This window comes from Pseudomonas ovata (assembly GCF_003131185.1).
Lineage (GTDB): Bacteria > Pseudomonadota > Gammaproteobacteria > Pseudomonadales > Pseudomonadaceae > Aquipseudomonas > Aquipseudomonas ovata.
In genome coordinates, this window is the sequence record NZ_QFFU01000018.1 from 79,934 (window position 1) to 97,034 (window position 17,101).

Genomic DNA, 17,101 nt, shown 5'->3' on the forward strand with positions numbered 1-17,101 from the left:
CTTATCCTCGGATTGCCCAGAACGCCAGGTTCAGGCCCGGGAATTCACCCGCGATATGGAATGCAAAACCGCCGGAGCGGCTCAATTGCTGCCAGTGCTCGCTGCCCCGGTCGAGTTCGTAGTAGGTCGAGCCGACATGGAACGGCAACTGGCGCGGCGCCACTGGCAGCGGCAACAGGCCGATGCCCGGCAATTGCAGGTTAACCAGGTCGCGGATGTGCTCCACCGAACCGACCTTGCTCTGCTGGCCGAAGCGACCGCGCAGGGTTTCGCCGGGGATGTCGGCACGTACCACCAGGATGAAGCTGGCGTTGTCCAGCAGGCTCTTGTCGGCCAGCATGGCCACGTGCACGCCGTAGGCTTTCTCGACGATCGGGATCGGCACCGCCTTGCTGTCGATCAGCATCGACAAGGCTTCGCGCAGCGCCTGCATGACCGGGGCAAAACTGGCTTGCAGGTCGTCGTGCTGGTAACGCGGGAATTCCTGCGGGCGGTGCTCGCGGGTCGAGAAGGTGGCGAACTCGCCGGCCAGGCTGACCAGCTCGCTGTACAGCCGCTCCGGATGCAGCGGGCTGAGGTGGCCCAGGTGCTGGACCAGCGGCTCGGCGCGGTTGACCAGTTGCAGCAGCATGAAGTCGGCGATTTCCGAAGCACCGCCGGCGCCGGAGGCCACCACGCGCCCGGCCAAAGCTTCCCCACGCTGACGCAGCAGGCCTTGCAGCTCGCTGCGAAAGGCACTGAGCGGACGGCTGACAGCGATGTCCAGCAGCGGCGGGATGTACTGCTCGTCGAGCAGCAAGACGTGGTCGGCGCGTTTCTCGATGACCCGCACCACGCCCAGCACGGCGTAGTCGCCCAGGCCTTCCTGCTCGGTGAGCAGGCGCAAGGCGCGGGCGCCAACGGCCACCGGCGCGCGGTTTTCGAACGGTGCATTGTCGTCGCGCACTTCGCGCACCTGGCTGACATAGCGGGCCGCGCCGGCGGCCTCGCCTTCATCGACCGTGTCGCGCACGCCAGCGCGGCGCAGTGGCAGGCCCAGGTACACCAGGCCGTCGCGCACGTTGTCGTCGAGGATCAACGGGCTGGGTGCCGGGTCGTCATGGGGAATGTTGAACGGCGTGCCGTCGGGCAGCAGCCCGCGCGCGCTGATGATCGCCAGCTTGCCCTGGGCCAGCAGGCCCTGGTCGATGAGCAGTTCGGAAAACCCCCAGGCCGCCGCCGACAGCGGACGGCTGCGGGCGTCGACCAGGTTTTCCAGGTAGCGGTCATGCTGCTGGAAATGCTGGGTTCCAATGAACATGCCTTCCGACCAGACCACACGATTGTTCCAGGACATGGGTTCTCCGATTGCCTAGTGAGCAGGAAGGGTTACAGGGGCGCTGCGGATAGCCTGCGCATCGAGTTCGATGCGGTAAGGCGGGTCTTGTCGGGGCGCGACCGGCAACACCAGGCGCCACAGGGCGCGGTCGATTTCGCGGTAGCCGACCACCAGGCCAATGTGCCGGGTGGCCGGGTTGAGGGTGCGCGTCACGCGGCGGCTTTCACCGGGACGCACCAGCACTTCGTCCTGATCGATCAGGTCCGCGCCCAGCGCATCGCCGGCCCGTTCGGCCAGGGCAAAATAATCGGCACGGCTGAAGGCCGCACTGTTCTTGAGTTCGAAGATCCGCACCCGCACCGGGGCCGGCTGGCCACTGGCGCCAGGATTGAGGCCGGCCGCGGCTTGCAGGTAGAGGGTGATGGCACCGTCTTCGGCGGCCTCGACCGGTGCAGGCGCGGGCGGCTCGCCAGGCTTCGACGAACAGCCACCGAGCAGCAAGGCCAGGGCAATCAGGGGGGCAAAGATACGCAACATCGCAATGCTCACGGCAGGGTCTCAGGGGCGGCGCAAGCGTTGGCTGTGCGCTTCGTAGGCACGGCTGAACTCGCGGCCGAACAGGTCCTGGAAGTCGTCTTCGGCTTCCTGCGAAATGCGCTGGTAAAGCGCGGTGAATTGCTGCCAGTACTGCGCCTGGCGCGTGCCGCCAAACAGGTTGGTCAGCCCGCCGGGCTTGCCCATGCGGGTTTCCAGCGCGGCCGGCTCGAAGCGCTTGAGCAGGTGCTTGATGGCCGCTTCGACCCCGGCCATGACGGCCAACTGGTGGGCGCGCAGGTCGTCGAAACTGTCTTCGATCGCCTGTTCGGGCCCCATGAACGCCTGGTTGCCATGACGCAGCAACAACAGCAGCGCTTCATCGGCATTCGGGGCGAACTTGAGCGGGTTGTTTTCCACCGGGCGGATCATGGTCTGTTGCATGCGGAACTCGCCCTTGAGGCTGGTGCGGGCCCGCAACACATCGATCAGGCCTTCGACCATCAGCCGGTAGCTGCGGCCGATGGCTTCCATCTGCGCGGCGGCCTGGGCCGGGTCGAGGGTCAACTGGTCCAAGCCTGCACCGCGCAGGAAGGCTTGCAAGAGGTCCTGCTGTTGAGCACCCGGCGGTGGCGCCGGAGATTGTGCAACGGGCGCCGCCGGGGGCTGCACGGCGGCGGGAGGCACAGGTGCAGGCTCAACCGGCGGCGGCAAGGCGGTAACGGGCTCAGGCGCCGGGGCGGCGGGCAGGATTGGCGCGGCAACCACGGCCGGGCGTACCGGCGCCGGCGCAACAGGGACAGGCGCTGGCGCGACCAGATCGGCCAGCGGGTCCCAGTCATCGGGAATCATGCCCGGCGCGGCAGCGGTCGGTGCCGGTGGCGGCGCTTCGGCAGGGGCGGCAACCGGGGCGGCAGGCAGCACCGGTGTCGGTGGCCGGAAGTCATGCTGGCGGGCCGGCACATGGTCGGGCTGGGTGGCCGGCGCGACACTGCCCGGTGTCAGGAAATCGAACAGGTCGGCAAAGGTGTCCTGCGCCGAACCGCCTTGCAGGCGGGCCATGCCGGGGGCGTCGATCGGTGGCAAACCCGGATGTTGAGCGCAGGGCGACGCCTGCCAGTGGTTGTCCTGGCGGCTCATCAGCGCTTCGAAACTGTTCGCCGTTTCACCCGCCTTCAGCCCTGCTTCGGGCAACTGCATGTTGAAATCGATGCGCACGCGAATCTCGTATTCGCCGATGCGCACAAGTTCACCGTCCTGTAATACTTCGCTGTTACCGCGCCGCAGGCGAATACCCGCCTCGACCAGTTCGACGCCGTTGGTGCTGTGGTCGGTCAGGTAATAACGGCCGTCCTTATATTGAATGACGCAGTGCCGCGACGACACCAGTCGCTCCGGGTCAGGAAGTATCCAGTCATTTTCCGAACTACGGCCAATTGCCATTACGCCTTGATCCAGGGTCTTTTCTGCACACTGGCCCGGCGTAATCTTGTGGTAACTGGTGATGGTCAAACACAGCGACATCGTGCCTCCCTGCTATATCGCATTTGATCAAATGGCCGCTCTGCGCCCTGACAACCCAAGCCTGACCGGCAACTTCCGAAAAAGTTCAACCTCCGGGATAACAACTAAAAGCCTGCAGATCGGCGACTTTGCGCGCATGATAATCACGCCCCGCCAAGCGATGTCAAAATAACATGCAAGCTGTTAGCTGTGTCACAACTTCCCGAAAGGGCGCCTATCCTAACCTTGACATTGCCCTTTAACTACTCCAAAAATGCACCACTTTAAAAACTCGATAGTGTCACTATGACATCTAGCAAGTTATGGCTGACTACAGCCTCTTCAAATAGTTCCAAAAATTTTCCTACATAACCGTAGACATCATCTGAGTCGATAAGGAGATCACGTTTGATGGATGTCGCACTGTTACTCAGCGCTGTTTCAGCCGACGCGCCCTGTGGCGAGGATCTGGAATACGACGCCGACTTCCTGCAGCTGGAGCGTGACGCACAGGGCAAACCCGAGCGTGTCATGGGTGATGCCGTGCAAGCTGCCGAACCGCCTGCCTGGCGCTTGATCGAGCAGTCGGCCAGCGGCTTGCTGCAACGCAGCAAGGACCTGCGCATCACCCACTTTCTGGTGCAGAGCGCCGTGGCTTTGGACGGCATTGCCGGCCTGGCCAATACCCTCGACCTGATCGACCAGTTGCTGCGCCAGTACTGGGACACGCTGTACCCGCTGCTGGACGCCGATGACGACAACGACCCGACCCTGCGTGTCAATGCGCTGGCGGGCCTGGCCTGCGACACCAACCTGCGCCTGCTGCGTGAAAGCCCGCTGGTGCGCTCACGCGCCTTCGGCACCTTGAGCGTGCGCGCCGCGCTGCACGCCGGTGGCCTGCAACACGCCAGCGACGAGTCGCTGAGCCTCGAAGCCCTGGGCGCCGCCTTGCGCGACAGCGACCCGCAGACCCTGCAGGACACCCACGCGGCCCTGCGCCAGGCCTTGCAACGGGCAGCGGCCATCGAAGCGTTCGTCAATGAACATGTAGGCTCCGAGCATGGCATCGACCTGGCCGCGCTGAAACAGCCCTTGCGCCAGGCCTTGCAGGTGTTGGGCGAGCATGCCCCGGCCGCTGAAGCGGGCACCGACGACGAGGTCCCGGCCCCGCAGGCCGCCGACGACGTCGGCACCGCCCGGGTACAGGCCTTTGCCGCACCCGCGAGTGCCGAGATCAACAGCCGTGAAGACGTGCTGCGCAGCCTCGACCGATTGCTGGCCTACTACGCCCGCCACGAGCCCTCCAGCCCGCTGCCGATGCTGTTGAACCGTGCCAAGGGCCTGGTCAATGCCGACTTCGAGGCGATCGTGCGCAACCTGATTCCCGACGGCATGTCCCAGTTTGAAACCCTGCGCGGTCCCGAGCCTGACTGACCCGCGAGGCGGATCACGCTTGGGATGCGCAACCTGTTATCGGCTTTGAGGCCAACACCGTCGCAGCAGCGACCAGGAGAAGCAACGTGGCGAAAACCAGTTCGCAGAAATTCATTGCGCGCAACCGTGCGCCTCGCGTGCAGATCGAGTACGACGTGGAACTGTACGGCGCCGAGAAGAAGGTGCAGCTGCCGTTCGTGATGGGCGTGATGGCCGACCTGACCGGAAAGCCCGCAGAACCCCTGGCGCCGGTGAACGAGCGCAAGTTCCTGGAAGTCGACGTCGACAATTTCGACTCGCGGCTCAAGGCCATGCAGCCGCGGGTGGCCTTTCATGTGCCCAACGAGCTGACCGGCGAAGGCAACCTGAGCCTGGACATCACCTTCGAGAGCATGGACGACTTCAGCCCGGCGGCCGTGGCGCGCAAGGTCGACTCGCTGAACCAGTTGCTCGAAGCCCGTACCCAGCTGGCCAACCTGCTGACCTACATGGACGGCAAGACCGGCGCCGAAGAAATCATTCTGAAAGCCATCAAGGACCCGGCGCTGCTGCAAGCCCTGGCCAGTGCGCCTAAGCCCAAGGACTCCGAGCCCTCCGCTTGATCAGGACCCATGACCATGACCGATTTACAGCGTGACAATCAGGCCCCGGCGGGCACCGTAGAGCACACCAACGAGTTCGCCTCGCTGCTGCTGCAGGAATTCAAGCCCAAGACCGAGCGCGCCCGCGAAGCGGTCGAGACCGCCGTGCGCACCCTGGCCGAACAGGCCCTGGCCCAGACCGACCTGGTGTCCAACGACGCGATCAAGTCCATCGAGTCGATCATCGCGGCCATCGACGCCAAGCTCACCGCCCAGGTCAACCAGATCATTCATCACCCGCAGTTCCAGCAGGTCGAAAGTGCCTGGCGCGGCCTGCATTACCTGGTCAACAACACCGAGACCGACGAGCAACTGAAGATTCGCGTGCTGAACATCTCCAAGCCGGAGCTGCACAAGACCCTGAAGAAGTTCAAGGGCACGGCCTGGGACCAGAGCCCGCTGTTCAAGAAGATGTACGAAGAGGAATACGGCCAGTTCGGCGGCGAGCCCTATGGCTGCCTGATCGGCGATTACTATTTCGACCAGTCGCCCCCGGATGTCGAACTGCTGGGCGAGCTGTCGAAGGTCTGCGCCGCGATGCACGCGCCGTTTATTGCCGCCGCCTCGCCGACAGTGATGGGCATGGGTTCCTGGCAGGAGCTGTCCAACCCGCGCGACCTGACCAAGATCTTCACCACCCCCGAGTACGCCGGCTGGCGCTCGCTGCGTGAGTCCGAGGATTCGCGCTACATCGGCCTGACCATGCCGCGTTTCCTGGCCCGCCTGCCGTATGGCGCCAAGACCGACCCGGTCGAAGCCTTTGCGTTCGAAGAGAACACCGACGGCGCCGACAGCGCCAAGTACACCTGGGCCAACGCGGCCTACGCGATGGGCGTGAACATCAACCGCTCGTTCAAGCACTACGGCTGGTGCTCGCGCATTCGTGGCGTGGAATCGGGTGGTGAGGTCGAGAACCTGCCGGCGCACACCTTCCCCACCGACGACGGTGGCGTGGACATGAAGTGCCCGACCGAGATCGCCATTTCCGACCGCCGCGAGGCCGAGCTGGCCAAGAACGGCTTCATGCCGCTGCTGCACAAGAAGAACACTGACTTTGCCGCGTTCATCGGTGCCCAGTCGCTGCAGAAACCGGCCGAATACGACGACCCGGACGCCACCGCCAACGCCAACCTGGCCGCGCGCCTGCCGTACCTGTTCGCCACCTGCCGCTTTGCGCATTACCTCAAGTGCATCGTGCGCGACAAGATCGGCTCGTTCAAAGAGCGCGACGAGATGCAGCGCTGGCTGCAGAACTGGATCCTCAACTACGTCGACGGGGACCCGGCGCATTCCACCGAAACCACCAAGGCCCAGCATCCGCTGGCTGCCGCCGAAGTGGTGGTCGAGGACGTCGAAGGCAACCCGGGCTACTACACCTCGAAGTTCTTCCTGCGTCCGCATTACCAGCTCGAAGGACTGACCGTGTCGCTGCGCCTGGTATCCAAGCTGCCATCGACAAAAGGCGCCTGACCCTGAAACCGCCGTAGGAGCGCGCTTGCCCGCGACCGGCTGCGTTAGCAGTCGTAAATTTGTGGCGTTTCGCAGATTTTGCGAGCGCTACGCACTCGGTCGCGGGCAAGCGCGCTCCTACATAGACGGCGTAAGCGGCGTAGACGGCATAGGCGTCATAGGCGTCATAGGCGTCATAGGCGGCGTAGTTAGAAAAGCGGTGTTGTCGCACAAATCACTCAGTGGCGCTGTGCCACATCAGGAGAAACCATGGCTGTCGATATTTTCATCAAGATCGGTGACATCAAGGGCGAGTCGGTCGACAAGACTCACAAGGACGAAATCGAAGTGCTGAACTGGAGCTGGGGCATGTCCCAGTCCGGCAACATGCACATGGGCACCGGTGGCGGTGCGGGCAAGGTCAACATTCAGGACCTGTCGATCACCAAGTACGTCGACAAGGCGACCCCCAACCTGATGATGCATTGCTCCAGCGGCAAGCACATCGACAAGGTCACCCTGACCGTGCGCAAGGCCGGCGGCGACAACCAGGTCGAGTACCTGATCATCAACCTCGAAGAAGTATTGGTCACCTCGCTGAGCACCGGTGGCTCGGGCGCCGATGACCGCCTGATCGAGAACGTGACCCTGAACTTCGCCCAGGTCCTGGTCGACTACCAGCCGCAGAAAGCCGACGGCAGCAAGGAAGGCGGCCCGATCAAGTACGGCTGGAACATCCGCTCCAATACCAAGCGCTAAGGTCTTGGCGTCCCCGGCCGCTCCGGCCGGGGGCAACTGGCATCAGGATGCCTGCCAGGCAGGCGGTAAGGAGACACACAGATGGCCAAACCTTCGTTTATCAATTTGCAGCAGGCCTATCCCAAAGTGGCTAGCCCTTGTGATCAACCGTGGGGAAACCAGTGCGCCATTCGCATGAGCATTGCCCTGAACGGTGAGCGAAGCATCCGCGTCAACAACTCCACCTACACAGATCCGAAATGCAAGCATGAACACGCTCGCGGTGCCGAGTCTCTGGCCAACTGGTTATGGCGCCATCATTTGGGCAGGCCCTTGATCATTGAAGGTACTGCCAGCGCTCGACAGACTATTCGTGACAAGCGCGGCATCATCTTTTTCAAGGACTGTTTTGCCAGAGCTTCGGAGAAACCGGAGGACCGCACCGGAGACCACATTGACCTATGGAATCGCGGTATCACTCAAGGTTTTGACGACGGCAACTACATGTCCAAGAAAATCTGGTTCTGGGAGCTGCCATGACCAGAACATACTCAGGCATTACCCTCCTCATGGGGGCTCTGTTCAGCCTCAGCGCTTGTGCACAGCCGCAAGAGCAAGTACCCGCATCGTCGACGCCTCTGACCCAGGCCACGCTCGCCGGCCAGCCTTTGCAGTTGGTAGAGCATGAGGGGCAATGTGTGCTGCGCAAGCCAGACAATAGTGACCTGAAACTGGAGATGAACTGGCCTTGCCAGTTCACTCCAGACAAACAGGGCAAGGTTCAGACTGAAGTGCACAATTCGGTCCCTATCGTGCTGGTAGAGCACAGTCAGCCCAACCCGGCACCTGACACAGACTGCGTGAAAACATCTCAAGCCGTGCGGTTGCGTGACAACACGCTGGAAACCTCAAGGGTGAACAGAAGCGCTATGTGCCATATCGGTCAGCAAGATCAGAAAATGTTCACGGGGTTGTTCCGTTGGTAACCACGAAGGCACTTTGCCGAGTTACAGCCCTGTCAGCCGGATTGCGGGGTGTGGCCCTGCTCACTGGGATCAGAAAGCCTTGATCTGGAATTTCGACTGGTGACCAACATGACCCCGCGCGAGCGCCTGCAGCCTTCCCTGCTTGATCGCCTCACTGACGATGACCCGGGCAACCTGCAAGAGGGCACGGACAAGCGCGTGCTGTCGCTGAGCCAGCTCAAGGCCTCGGTGCTGCGCGACCTGACCTGGCTGCTCAACACCACCTCTCTGCTGGACGCCGATGCCACGTTGCACACGCCTGCGGGCACCTCGGTGGTCAACTACGGGCTGCCGGCGCTGGCCGGCAGCAGTGTGTCGGGGGTCGACATCGCGGTGCTCGAAAGCCTGATCCATCGGGCGATTACCACCTTCGAGCCGCGCCTGCTGGCACACACTGTACGGGTGCGTGCCCATGTGGGACATGAACAGATGAACCATAACGCCCTGAGCTTCGAGATCCAGGGCGACCTGTGGGCGCAACCGGTGGCCCTGCCGCTGTTGCTGCGCACCGAGCTGGACCTGGAATCGGGTCATGTAAAAGTCTTGCCTGCCGAACAACGGAGACGCCCATGAATCCGCGCCTGCTCGGGTTGTACAACCAGGAGCTGCAGCACATCCGCGAGAGCGCCCAGGAGTTTGCCCGCGAGTACCCCAAGATCGCCGGGCGCCTGACGCTGTCGGGGCTCGATTGCGCCGACCCGTATGTCGAGCGCCTGCTCGAAGGCTTTGCCTACCTGACCGCCCGCGTGCAGCTCAAGCTGGAGGCCGAATACCCGACCTTCACCCACAACCTGCTGGAAATCGCCTACCCGCACTATCTGGCGCCCACGCCGTCGATGACCGTGGTGCAGATGCACGCCGACCCCGACGAAGGCTCGCTGGCCGACGGCTTTACCCTGCCGCGCGACAGCGTGCTGCGGGCTGCCCTGGGCCGCGACTCGCAGACCTCGTGCGAATACCGCAGCACCCAGGCGGTGACCCTGTGGCCGGTGCAAGTCAGCCAGGCCGACTATTTCGGCAACCCGGCGGCCGTGCTCGGGCGCCTGGCCGCCAGCGAACCCAAGGCCAAGGCGGCCTTGCGCATCACCCTGCGCACCGGCGCCGAATTGCCGTTCGACAGCCTGGCCCTGGGCAACCTGCCGCTGTACCTGCACGGCGCCGATGAACTGCCCTATCGCCTGTATGAGCAACTGCTGGCCAACACCTGCGCGGTGTTTGCCCGCCAGCCCGGCAGCGACTGGGTCGAGCGCCTGCCGGTGGATGCCTTGCGCCCGTGCGGCTTCGATGACCGCGAGGCGGCGCTGCCGGTGGTGCCGCAGGCGTTCCAGGGCTATCGCCTGCTGCAGGAATACTTCGCCTTGCCGCAGCGCTTTCTGTTCATCGACTTCAGTGGCCTGGAACGCGCAGTGGGCCGTTGCACCGGGCAAGAGCTGGAACTGATCGTGCTGCTGGAACGCTTTGACCAGAGCCTGGAAAACAGCGTGGGACGCGAGCAGTTCGTGCCCTACTGCACCCCGGCGATCAACCTGTTTCCCAAGCGCCTGGACCGCATTCACCTGACCGACCGGGTGCATGAGCACCATGCCATTGCCGACCGCACCCGGCCGATGGATTTCGAGATTCACTCGCTGACCGGTGTGACCGGCTTCGGCACCGGGCCCGACCAGCCGTTCCTGCCGTTCTACGCGGTGCGTGACCCGTCGCGCTATGGCCGCGACAAGGCCTATTACAGCCTGCGCCGCGAGCCACGGGTGTTGTCCAGCGAGCAGCGGCGCACCGGCACGCGCTCGACCTACGTGGGCAGCGAAAGCTTCATCAGCCTGGTCGACAGCCAGCAGGCGCCCTACCGCCACGACCTGCGCCAGCTGGGCCTGACGGCCTTGTGCACCAACCGCGACCTGCCGCTGTTCATGCGCCTGGGCGGTGCCAGTGACTTCACCCTGGCCGACAGCGCGCCGGTGCAAGCCATTCGCTGCCTGGCCGGGCCCAGCCGCCCCCGCGCCAGCCATGCCCACGACAACAAGGCCTGGCGCCTGATCAGCCAGTTGTCGCTCAACTACCTGTCGTTGAGCGAGCAAGGCCAGGGCGCCGCCGCCCTGCGCGAACTGCTGCGCCTGTACGGCGATGACCAGGACGCGGCGCTGCAACTGCAGATCGAGGGCCTGCGCGAAGTCAGCAGCAAGCCGTGTACGCGGCGCTTGCCGATGCCGGGGCCGATCGTGTTCGGACGCGGCCTGGAGATCACGCTGGAATTCGATGAAAACGCCTTTCGTGGCACCGGCGTGTTTCTGTTGGGCGCGGTGTTCGAGCGCTTTCTGAGCCGCTACGTGTCGATCAACAGCTTTACCGAAACCGTCCTGCGCAGCACCGAGCGTGGCGAGATCATGCGCTGGAAGGCCCAGCCCGGCCGGCGGCCGACGCTGTGAGTACGCTTGATGCCATGCACGACCAGCCCTGGGAGTACGACTTCTTCCAGGCGCTGCGACGTATCGAGTGCGAACACCCCGAGCTGCCGCGCTTTGGCCATTCGCTGCGCCTGGGCGATGACCCGGTGCGCCTCGGCCAGCGCCAGGACAGTGCCTTTGCGCCCTCCACGCTCGCCAGCGTGCAGCCGGGCGACGACGACAACGCGGCGCGCCTGGAGCAGTTCTTTTTTGGTCTGGGCGGACCCAACGGGCCGCTGCCGCTGCACCTGACCGAATACGTGCGCGAGCGCCAGCGCAACCACGCCGACAGCACCAGCAAGCGCTTCCTGGATGTGTTTCACCATCGCCTGCTGAGCCTGTTCTACCGCGCGTGGGCCGAGGCCCGGCCGACCGTCAGCCATGACCGCGCCGATGACGATTACTGGTCCGGGCGCCTGGCGGCCCTGTGCGGGCGCGGCCTGCCCGGCCAGCTGGAACAGGGCGAACTGCCCGGCACCGCCAAGCTGCACTACAGCGGCCACCTGGCCGCGCAGACCCGTTACCCGGATGGCCTGAAAGCGATCCTGGGCGAGTACTTCGGCCTGCCGGTGCACATCGAGGAATACGTTGGCCAATGGCTGGAACTGCCCGAGCGCAGTCGCGTGAGCGTCAGTGCCAACCGGCTGGGCGTCGACCTGTGCCTGGGCCGGCATGTCTGGGACCGCCAGCATAAATTTCGCATTCGCCTGGGACCGCTCACGCTTGAGCAGTACATGGGCATGCTTCCCGGTGGCCAGCCGTTTCGCGAGCTGGTGGCCTGGGTCGCCGAGTACCTGGGCTTTGAACTGGACTGGGACCTGAACCTGGTGCTGAAGCAACCACAGGTACCACGCCTGCAACTCAACGGGCGCCAGCGGCTGGGTTTCAACACCTGGCTGGGGCACCGCAACAAAGATGCCGACGAACTGATCCTGGCCCGGCACTACGCCGATCAGGCTGGCGATACCCGACAGCCCGGTTCGACCCCCACTTCAAGGAACCTGTCAGATGAGTGAAATCAGTCGCGCCGCGTTGTTCGGCAAACTCAACAGCGTGGCCTACAAGGCCATCGAAGCGGCCACGGTGTTCTGCAAGTTGCGCGGCAACCCGTATGTGGAGCTGTCGCACTGGCTGCACCAGTTGCTGCAGCTGCAGGACTCGGACCTGCACCGCATCATCCGCCAGTTCAACGTGGAGCCGGCACGCCTGGCCAGCGACCTGACCGAGGCGCTGGATCGCCTGCCCCGTGGCTCGACCTCGATCACCGACCTGTCGTCGCATGTCGAAGAAGCCGTGGAGCGCGGCTGGGTGTACGGCAGCCTGATGTTCGGTGAAAGCCAGGTGCGCACCGGCTACCTGCTGATCGGCATTCTCAAGACCCCGAGTTTGCGCAATGCCCTGCTGGGCTTGTCGGCCGAGTTCGGCAAGCTGAAGATCGAAAGCCTGACCGAGCGCTTCGACGAGTACGTCGGTGATTCACCGGAAAACGCCCTGCGCGCCAGCGACGGCTTCAATGCCGGCGCCGTGCCCGGCGAAGCCAGCGGCGCCATGGCGCCCAGTGCGCTGGGCAAGCAGGAAGCGCTGAACAAGTACACCATCGACCTGACCGCCCAGGCGCGCAACGGCGAGCTGGACCCGATTGTCGGCCGCGACGAAGAGATCCGCCAACTGGTGGACATCCTCATGCGCCGCCGGCAGAACAACCCGATCCTCACCGGCGAAGCCGGCGTGGGCAAGACCGCCGTGGTCGAAGGCTTTGCCCTGCGCATCGTCGCCGGCGACGTGCCGCCGGCGCTCAAGGACGTCGAGCTGCGCAGCCTGGACGTCGGCCTGTTGCAGGCCGGCGCCAGCATGAAGGGCGAGTTCGAACAGCGCCTGCGCCAGGTCATCGAGGACGTCCAGGCCTCGCCCAGGCCGATCATCCTGTTTATCGACGAAGCCCACACGCTGGTCGGTGCCGGCGGTGCGGCAGGCACCGGTGACGCGGCCAACCTGCTCAAGCCGGCGCTGGCCCGCGGCAGCCTGCGCACCGTGGCGGCCACCACTTGGGCCGAGTACAAGAAGCACATCGAGAAGGACCCGGCGCTGACCCGGCGCTTCCAGGTCGTGCAAGTGGCCGAGCCGTCCGAAGACAAGGCGCTGCTGATGATGCGCGGCGTGGCCTCGACCATGGAGCAGCACCATCAGGTGCAGGTGCTCGATGAAGCGCTGGAAGCCTCGGTCAAGCTCTCGCACCGCTACATTCCGGCGCGCCAGTTGCCCGACAAGTCGGTCAGCCTGCTGGACACTGCCTGTGCCCGGGTTGCCATCAGCCTGCATGCGGTGCCGGCCGAGGTTGACGACAGCCGGCGGCGCATCGAAGCGCTGCAGACCGAATTGCAGATCATCGCCCGCGAGCACGCCATCGGCGTGCACACCGGCAGCCGACAGGGCCAGGCCCAGGCGCTGCTGGACGCCGAGCAGGAACGCCTGACCGGGCTGGAAGTGCGCTGGGCCGATGAAAAAACCCTGGTGGACGAACTGCTCAAGCTGCGCGCGCAACTGCGCGACAGCGTGGGAGTGGTCGACAGCGATGTGACCGCCGCGGCCGCCGGCGACAGCGGCCATGAACTGCGCATCCGGCTGGTCGAGTTACAGCAGCAATTGAGCGCACTGCAAGGCGAAACGCCGCTCATCCTGCCCACCGTGGACTATCAGGCGGTGGCCTCGGTGGTCGCCGACTGGACCGGGATTCCGGTGGGGCGCATGGCCCGCAACGAACTGGAAACCGTGCTCAAGCTGGACCAGCACCTGAGCAAGCGCATCATCGGCCAGGACCATGCCTTGCAGATGATCGCCAAGCGCATCCAGACCTCGCGCGCCGGGCTTGATAACCCGAGCAAGCCGATCGGCGTGTTCATGCTGGCCGGCACCTCCGGGGTGGGCAAGACCGAAACCGCGCTGGCGCTGGCCGAGGCGCTGTATGGCGGCGAGCAGAACGTCATCACCATCAACATGAGCGAGTTCCAGGAAGCGCACACGGTCTCGACTCTCAAGGGCGCGCCACCCGGTTATGTCGGCTACGGCGAAGGCGGCGTGCTGACCGAGGCAGTCCGGCGCAAGCCCTACAGTGTGGTGTTGCTCGACGAGGTGGAGAAGGCCCACCCGGATGTGCACGAGATGTTCTTCCAGGTGTTCGACAAGGGCGTAATGGAAGACGGCGAAGGCCGGGTGATCGACTTCAAGAACACCCTGATCCTGCTGACCACCAACGCCGGCACCGATCTGATTGCGCGTGTGTGCCAGGACCCGGCCAACGTGCCTGACCCTGAGGAAATCGCCAAGGCCCTGCGCGGCCCGCTGCTGGAGATTTTCCCGCCGGCCCTGCTCGGCCGCCTGGTGACCATCCCGTACTACCCGCTCAGCGACACGATGCTCAAGGCGATTACCGACCTGCAACTGGGACGGATCAAGAAGCGCGTGGAAAGCACCCACAAGGTGGCCTTCGATTACGATGCCGAGGTGATCGACCTGATCGTCTCGCGCTGCACCGAAACCGAAAGCGGCGGACGGATGATCGATGCGATCCTGACCAACACCCTGTTGCCGGACATGAGCCGCGAGTTCCTGACCCGTATGCTCGAAGGCAAACCCCTGGCCGGCGTACGCATCCGCCAGCAGGACGGACAATTGCACTATGAATTCGATGACGCGCCGGCATGATCTGTTGTATCCCGGCATGACCCGTTGTAGGAGCGCGCTTGCCCGCGACCGGCTGCGTTAGCAGTCGTAAATTTGTGGCGTTTCGCAGATTTACAGTCGTAAATTTTCAGCGTCTACACAATTTTTGCGAGCGCTGCGCACTCGGTCGCGGGCAAGCGCGCTCCTACACAGCGTCATTTGCACAGCAACAGCGTTCGTGTATAGCCGATGAATTTCGCATGACGAGATAACCCATGAATTTCCAGCAACTCACACGCATGGCGCAGATCACCAGCCCCCTGGGGCCGGATGTGCTGTTGCTCAAGGATATGGGCGGCGGCGATGAGCTGGGGCGGCTGTTCAACTATGAACTGCAGCTGACCTCCACCGACGGCGCCCTGGACCTCAACCAGTTGCTCGGCAAGCCGATGTGCCTGTCGTTGCAACTGACCGGCGGCGCCCAGCGGCATTTCCACGGCATCGTCGCGCGCTGCAGCCAGAACGTCGACCGTGGCCAGTTCGCCAGCTACCAGGTGACCCTGCGGCCGTGGCTATGGCTGCTCAGCCGCACCTCGGACTGCCGGATCTTCCAGCACCAGAGCGTGCCGCAGATCATCAAGCAGGTGTTTCGCGACCTGGGCTTTTCCGATTTCGAAGATGCGCTCAGCCGCCCCTACCGGGAGTGGGAATACTGCGTGCAGTACCGCGAGACCAGCCTGGATTTCGTCAGCCGGCTGATGGAGCACGAAGGCATCTACTACTTTTTCCGCCATGAAAAAGACCGCCACGTGCTGGTGCTGGCCGACGCCTATGGCGCACACCAGACCGCACCGGGCTACGAGTCGGTGCCGTACTACCCGCCTGACGGCCAGCACCGCGAGCGTGATCACTTCAACGACTGGCGCCTGGCCCAGGAAGTGCAGCCAGGTTCGCTGGAGCTCAACGACTATGACTTCCAGCGCCCCAGTGCGCGCCTGGAAGTGCGCTCGAGCATGCCGCGCCCGCACACTGCCGGCGACTACCCGCTGTACGACTACCCTGGCGCCTACGAGCAGAACCAGGACGGCGAGCATTACGCCCGCACGCGCCTGGAAGCCCTGCAAAGCCTGCACGAGCGCATCGAGCTGAGCGGCAACGCCCGGGGCGTGAGCGCCGGCCATCTGTTCAGCCTGACCGGCTTCGGCCGCCAGGACCAGAACCGCGAATACCTGATTGTCGCGGCGCGCTACTACGTGGCCCAGGAGAGTCTGGAAACCGGCGGTGGCGGCGGCCTGCAGTTCGAGGTCGGGCTGACCTGCATCGACGCCCAGCAAAGCTTCAAGCCGCTGGCCAGCACCCTCAAGCCGCAGGTCATGGGCCCGCAGACCGCGCGCGTGGTGGGCCCGGCCGGCGAAGAGATCTGGACCGACCAATACGGTCGGGTCAAGGTGCACTTCTACTGGGACCGGCACGACCAGTCCAACGAGAACAGCTCGTGCTGGATTCGCGTGTCGCAGTCCTGGGCCGGCAAGAACTGGGGCTCGATGCAGGTGCCGCGCATCGGTCAGGAAGTGATTGTCAGCTTTCTCGAAGGCGACCCCGACCGGCCGATCATCACCGGGCGGGTGTACAACGCCGAGCAGACCGTGCCCTACGACCTGCCGGCCAACGCGACCCAGAGCGGCATGAAGAGTCGCTCGAGCAAGGGCGGCACGCCGGCCAACTTCAACGAAATCCGCATGGAGGACAAGAAGGGCCAGGAGCAGCTGTTCATTCATGCCGAGCGCAACCAGGACATCGAGGTCGAGAACGACGAGAGCCACTGGGTGGGCAACAACCGCACCAAGGTGGTGGACCACACCGAGACGGTGACCATCGGCGTCGACCGCATCCGTGCGGTGGCGCATGACGACCTGTTGCTGGTGGGCAATACCAAGACCGATGCCATCAGCCGCAGCTACCTGATCGAGGTCGGCGAAAACCTGCGCCTGGTGTGCGGCAAAAGCGTGCTGGAGCTCAACGCCAGCGGGCAGATCAACCTGACCGGGGTGAACATCAGCGTCTACGCCAGCGGCACCGCGACGATCAACACCGGCGACATCCTGCACCTGAACAACGGCTCCGGCGCCGGCACCGAACCCAAGGGCCAGGGCGTCAAGGGCGAGATCGACGCGGCGGTGAAGCAAATATTTCCCAAGACCTGAAGCCAGTGCCTGGGCCCTGTAGGAGCGCGCTCTGCCCGCGACCGAGTGCGTAGCGCTCGCAAAAATTGTGTAGACGCTGAAAATTTACGACTGCTAACGCAGCCGGTCGCGGGCAAGCGCGCTCCTACGCGCGTCATTTGTGTAAACCAGA

Annotated in this window: 14 protein-coding genes; 11 read left to right on the forward strand and 3 right to left on the reverse strand. The window is 64.2% G+C overall.

Annotated features, from left to right (window positions below; translation table 11 throughout):
• Window position 1: 1 nt before the first annotated feature.
• The 3 genes from tssK to tagH are packed head-to-tail and all read right to left on the reverse strand — an operon-like array spanning window position 2 to window position 3,376.
• The gene (gene tssK, locus DGA31_RS20795) at window positions 2-1,336 is read right to left on the reverse strand and encodes a type VI secretion system baseplate subunit TssK (protein ID WP_056842054.1); all 1,335 of its coding nucleotides are present in this window, start codon (window positions 1,334-1,336) and stop codon (window positions 2-4) included.
• A gap of 15 nt (window positions 1,337-1,351) precedes the next feature.
• Window positions 1,352-1,855: a type VI secretion system lipoprotein TssJ gene (gene tssJ, locus DGA31_RS20800; RefSeq protein WP_109513848.1), complete on the reverse strand. Its 504-nt coding sequence runs from the start codon at window positions 1,853-1,855 to the stop codon at window positions 1,352-1,354.
• Window positions 1,856-1,876: 21 nt separating this feature from the next.
• On the reverse strand, window positions 1,877-3,376 hold the full coding sequence (gene tagH, locus DGA31_RS20805) for a type VI secretion system-associated FHA domain protein TagH (RefSeq protein WP_109513823.1): 1,500 nt from the start codon (window positions 3,374-3,376) through the stop codon (window positions 1,877-1,879).
• A gap of 390 nt (window positions 3,377-3,766) precedes the next feature.
• Here tagH and tssA point away from each other — a divergent pair, with 390 nt between their 5' ends.
• From tssA to DGA31_RS20860, 11 genes are all read left to right on the forward strand, one after another.
• Complete coding sequence (tssA, locus tag DGA31_RS20810; RefSeq protein ID WP_109513824.1) at window positions 3,767-4,789, forward strand: type VI secretion system protein TssA; 1,023 nt, start codon at window positions 3,767-3,769, stop codon at window positions 4,787-4,789.
• 86 nt (window positions 4,790-4,875) lie between these two features.
• On the forward strand, window positions 4,876-5,391 hold the full coding sequence (tssB, locus tag DGA31_RS20815) for a type VI secretion system contractile sheath small subunit (protein ID WP_056842051.1): 516 nt from the start codon (window positions 4,876-4,878) through the stop codon (window positions 5,389-5,391).
• Between the two features lie 15 nt (window positions 5,392-5,406).
• A complete protein-coding gene (tssC, locus tag DGA31_RS20820; RefSeq protein ID WP_056842195.1) occupies window positions 5,407-6,900 on the forward strand; it encodes a type VI secretion system contractile sheath large subunit in 1,494 nt (497 codons plus the stop codon).
• A gap of 249 nt (window positions 6,901-7,149) precedes the next feature.
• Window positions 7,150-7,638, forward strand: coding sequence for an Hcp family type VI secretion system effector (locus DGA31_RS20825; protein WP_056842050.1), 489 nt, complete (start codon window positions 7,150-7,152; stop codon window positions 7,636-7,638).
• Between the two features lie 81 nt (window positions 7,639-7,719).
• Window positions 7,720-8,157: a type VI secretion system amidase effector protein Tae4 gene (locus DGA31_RS20830; protein ID WP_109513825.1), complete on the forward strand. Its 438-nt coding sequence runs from the start codon at window positions 7,720-7,722 to the stop codon at window positions 8,155-8,157.
• Window positions 8,154-8,603: a hypothetical protein gene (locus DGA31_RS20835; RefSeq protein ID WP_109513826.1), complete on the forward strand. Its 450-nt coding sequence runs from the start codon at window positions 8,154-8,156 to the stop codon at window positions 8,601-8,603. Before DGA31_RS20830 ends, DGA31_RS20835 begins: the two co-directional genes overlap by 4 nt.
• Before the next feature lie 108 nt (window positions 8,604-8,711).
• A complete protein-coding gene (tssE, locus tag DGA31_RS20840; protein WP_421957996.1) occupies window positions 8,712-9,215 on the forward strand; it encodes a type VI secretion system baseplate subunit TssE in 504 nt (167 codons plus the stop codon).
• A complete protein-coding gene (gene tssF, locus DGA31_RS20845) occupies window positions 9,212-11,068 on the forward strand; it encodes a type VI secretion system baseplate subunit TssF (protein ID WP_109513827.1) in 1,857 nt (618 codons plus the stop codon). Before tssE ends, tssF begins: the two co-directional genes overlap by 4 nt.
• Before the next feature lie 14 nt (window positions 11,069-11,082).
• Window positions 11,083-12,102, forward strand: coding sequence for a type VI secretion system baseplate subunit TssG (gene tssG, locus DGA31_RS20850; protein WP_421957997.1), 1,020 nt, complete (start codon window positions 11,083-11,085; stop codon window positions 12,100-12,102).
• Window positions 12,095-14,788 (forward strand): type VI secretion system ATPase TssH, encoded by a 2,694-nt coding sequence (gene tssH / locus DGA31_RS20855; RefSeq protein ID WP_109513829.1) that lies wholly within the window; start codon window positions 12,095-12,097, stop codon window positions 14,786-14,788. The genes tssG and tssH overlap by 8 nt, the downstream gene beginning before the upstream one ends.
• A gap of 233 nt (window positions 14,789-15,021) precedes the next feature.
• Complete coding sequence (locus DGA31_RS20860; protein WP_109513830.1) at window positions 15,022-16,950, forward strand: type VI secretion system Vgr family protein; 1,929 nt, start codon at window positions 15,022-15,024, stop codon at window positions 16,948-16,950.
• The last annotated feature ends 151 nt before the right edge of the window (window positions 16,951-17,101 follow it).

Bases quoted from the DNA above. Each gene is read 5' to 3' on its own strand.
- tssK (WP_056842054.1), bottom strand. From the start codon at position 1,336: ATGTCCTGGAACAATCGTGTGGTCTGGTCGGAAGGCATGTTCATTGGA.
- tssJ (WP_109513848.1), bottom strand. From the start codon at position 1,855: ATGTTGCGTATCTTTGCCCCCCTGATTGCCCTGGCCTTGCTGCTCGGT.
- tagH (WP_109513823.1), bottom strand. From the start codon at position 3,376: ATGTCGCTGTGTTTGACCATCACCAGTTACCACAAGATTACGCCGGGC.
- tssA (WP_109513824.1), top strand. From the start codon at position 3,767: ATGGATGTCGCACTGTTACTCAGCGCTGTTTCAGCCGACGCGCCCTGT.
- tssC (WP_056842195.1), top strand. From the start codon at position 5,407: ATGACCGATTTACAGCGTGACAATCAGGCCCCGGCGGGCACCGTAGAG.
- DGA31_RS20825 (WP_056842050.1), top strand. From the start codon at position 7,150: ATGGCTGTCGATATTTTCATCAAGATCGGTGACATCAAGGGCGAGTCG.
- DGA31_RS20830 (WP_109513825.1), top strand. From the start codon at position 7,720: ATGGCCAAACCTTCGTTTATCAATTTGCAGCAGGCCTATCCCAAAGTG.
- DGA31_RS20835 (WP_109513826.1), top strand. From the start codon at position 8,154: ATGACCAGAACATACTCAGGCATTACCCTCCTCATGGGGGCTCTGTTC.
- tssE (WP_421957996.1), top strand. From the start codon at position 8,712: ATGACCCCGCGCGAGCGCCTGCAGCCTTCCCTGCTTGATCGCCTCACT.
- tssF (WP_109513827.1), top strand. From the start codon at position 9,212: ATGAATCCGCGCCTGCTCGGGTTGTACAACCAGGAGCTGCAGCACATC.
- tssG (WP_421957997.1), top strand. From the start codon at position 11,083: ATGCACGACCAGCCCTGGGAGTACGACTTCTTCCAGGCGCTGCGACGT.
- tssH (WP_109513829.1), top strand. From the start codon at position 12,095: ATGAGTGAAATCAGTCGCGCCGCGTTGTTCGGCAAACTCAACAGCGTG.
- DGA31_RS20860 (WP_109513830.1), top strand. From the start codon at position 15,022: ATGAATTTCCAGCAACTCACACGCATGGCGCAGATCACCAGCCCCCTG.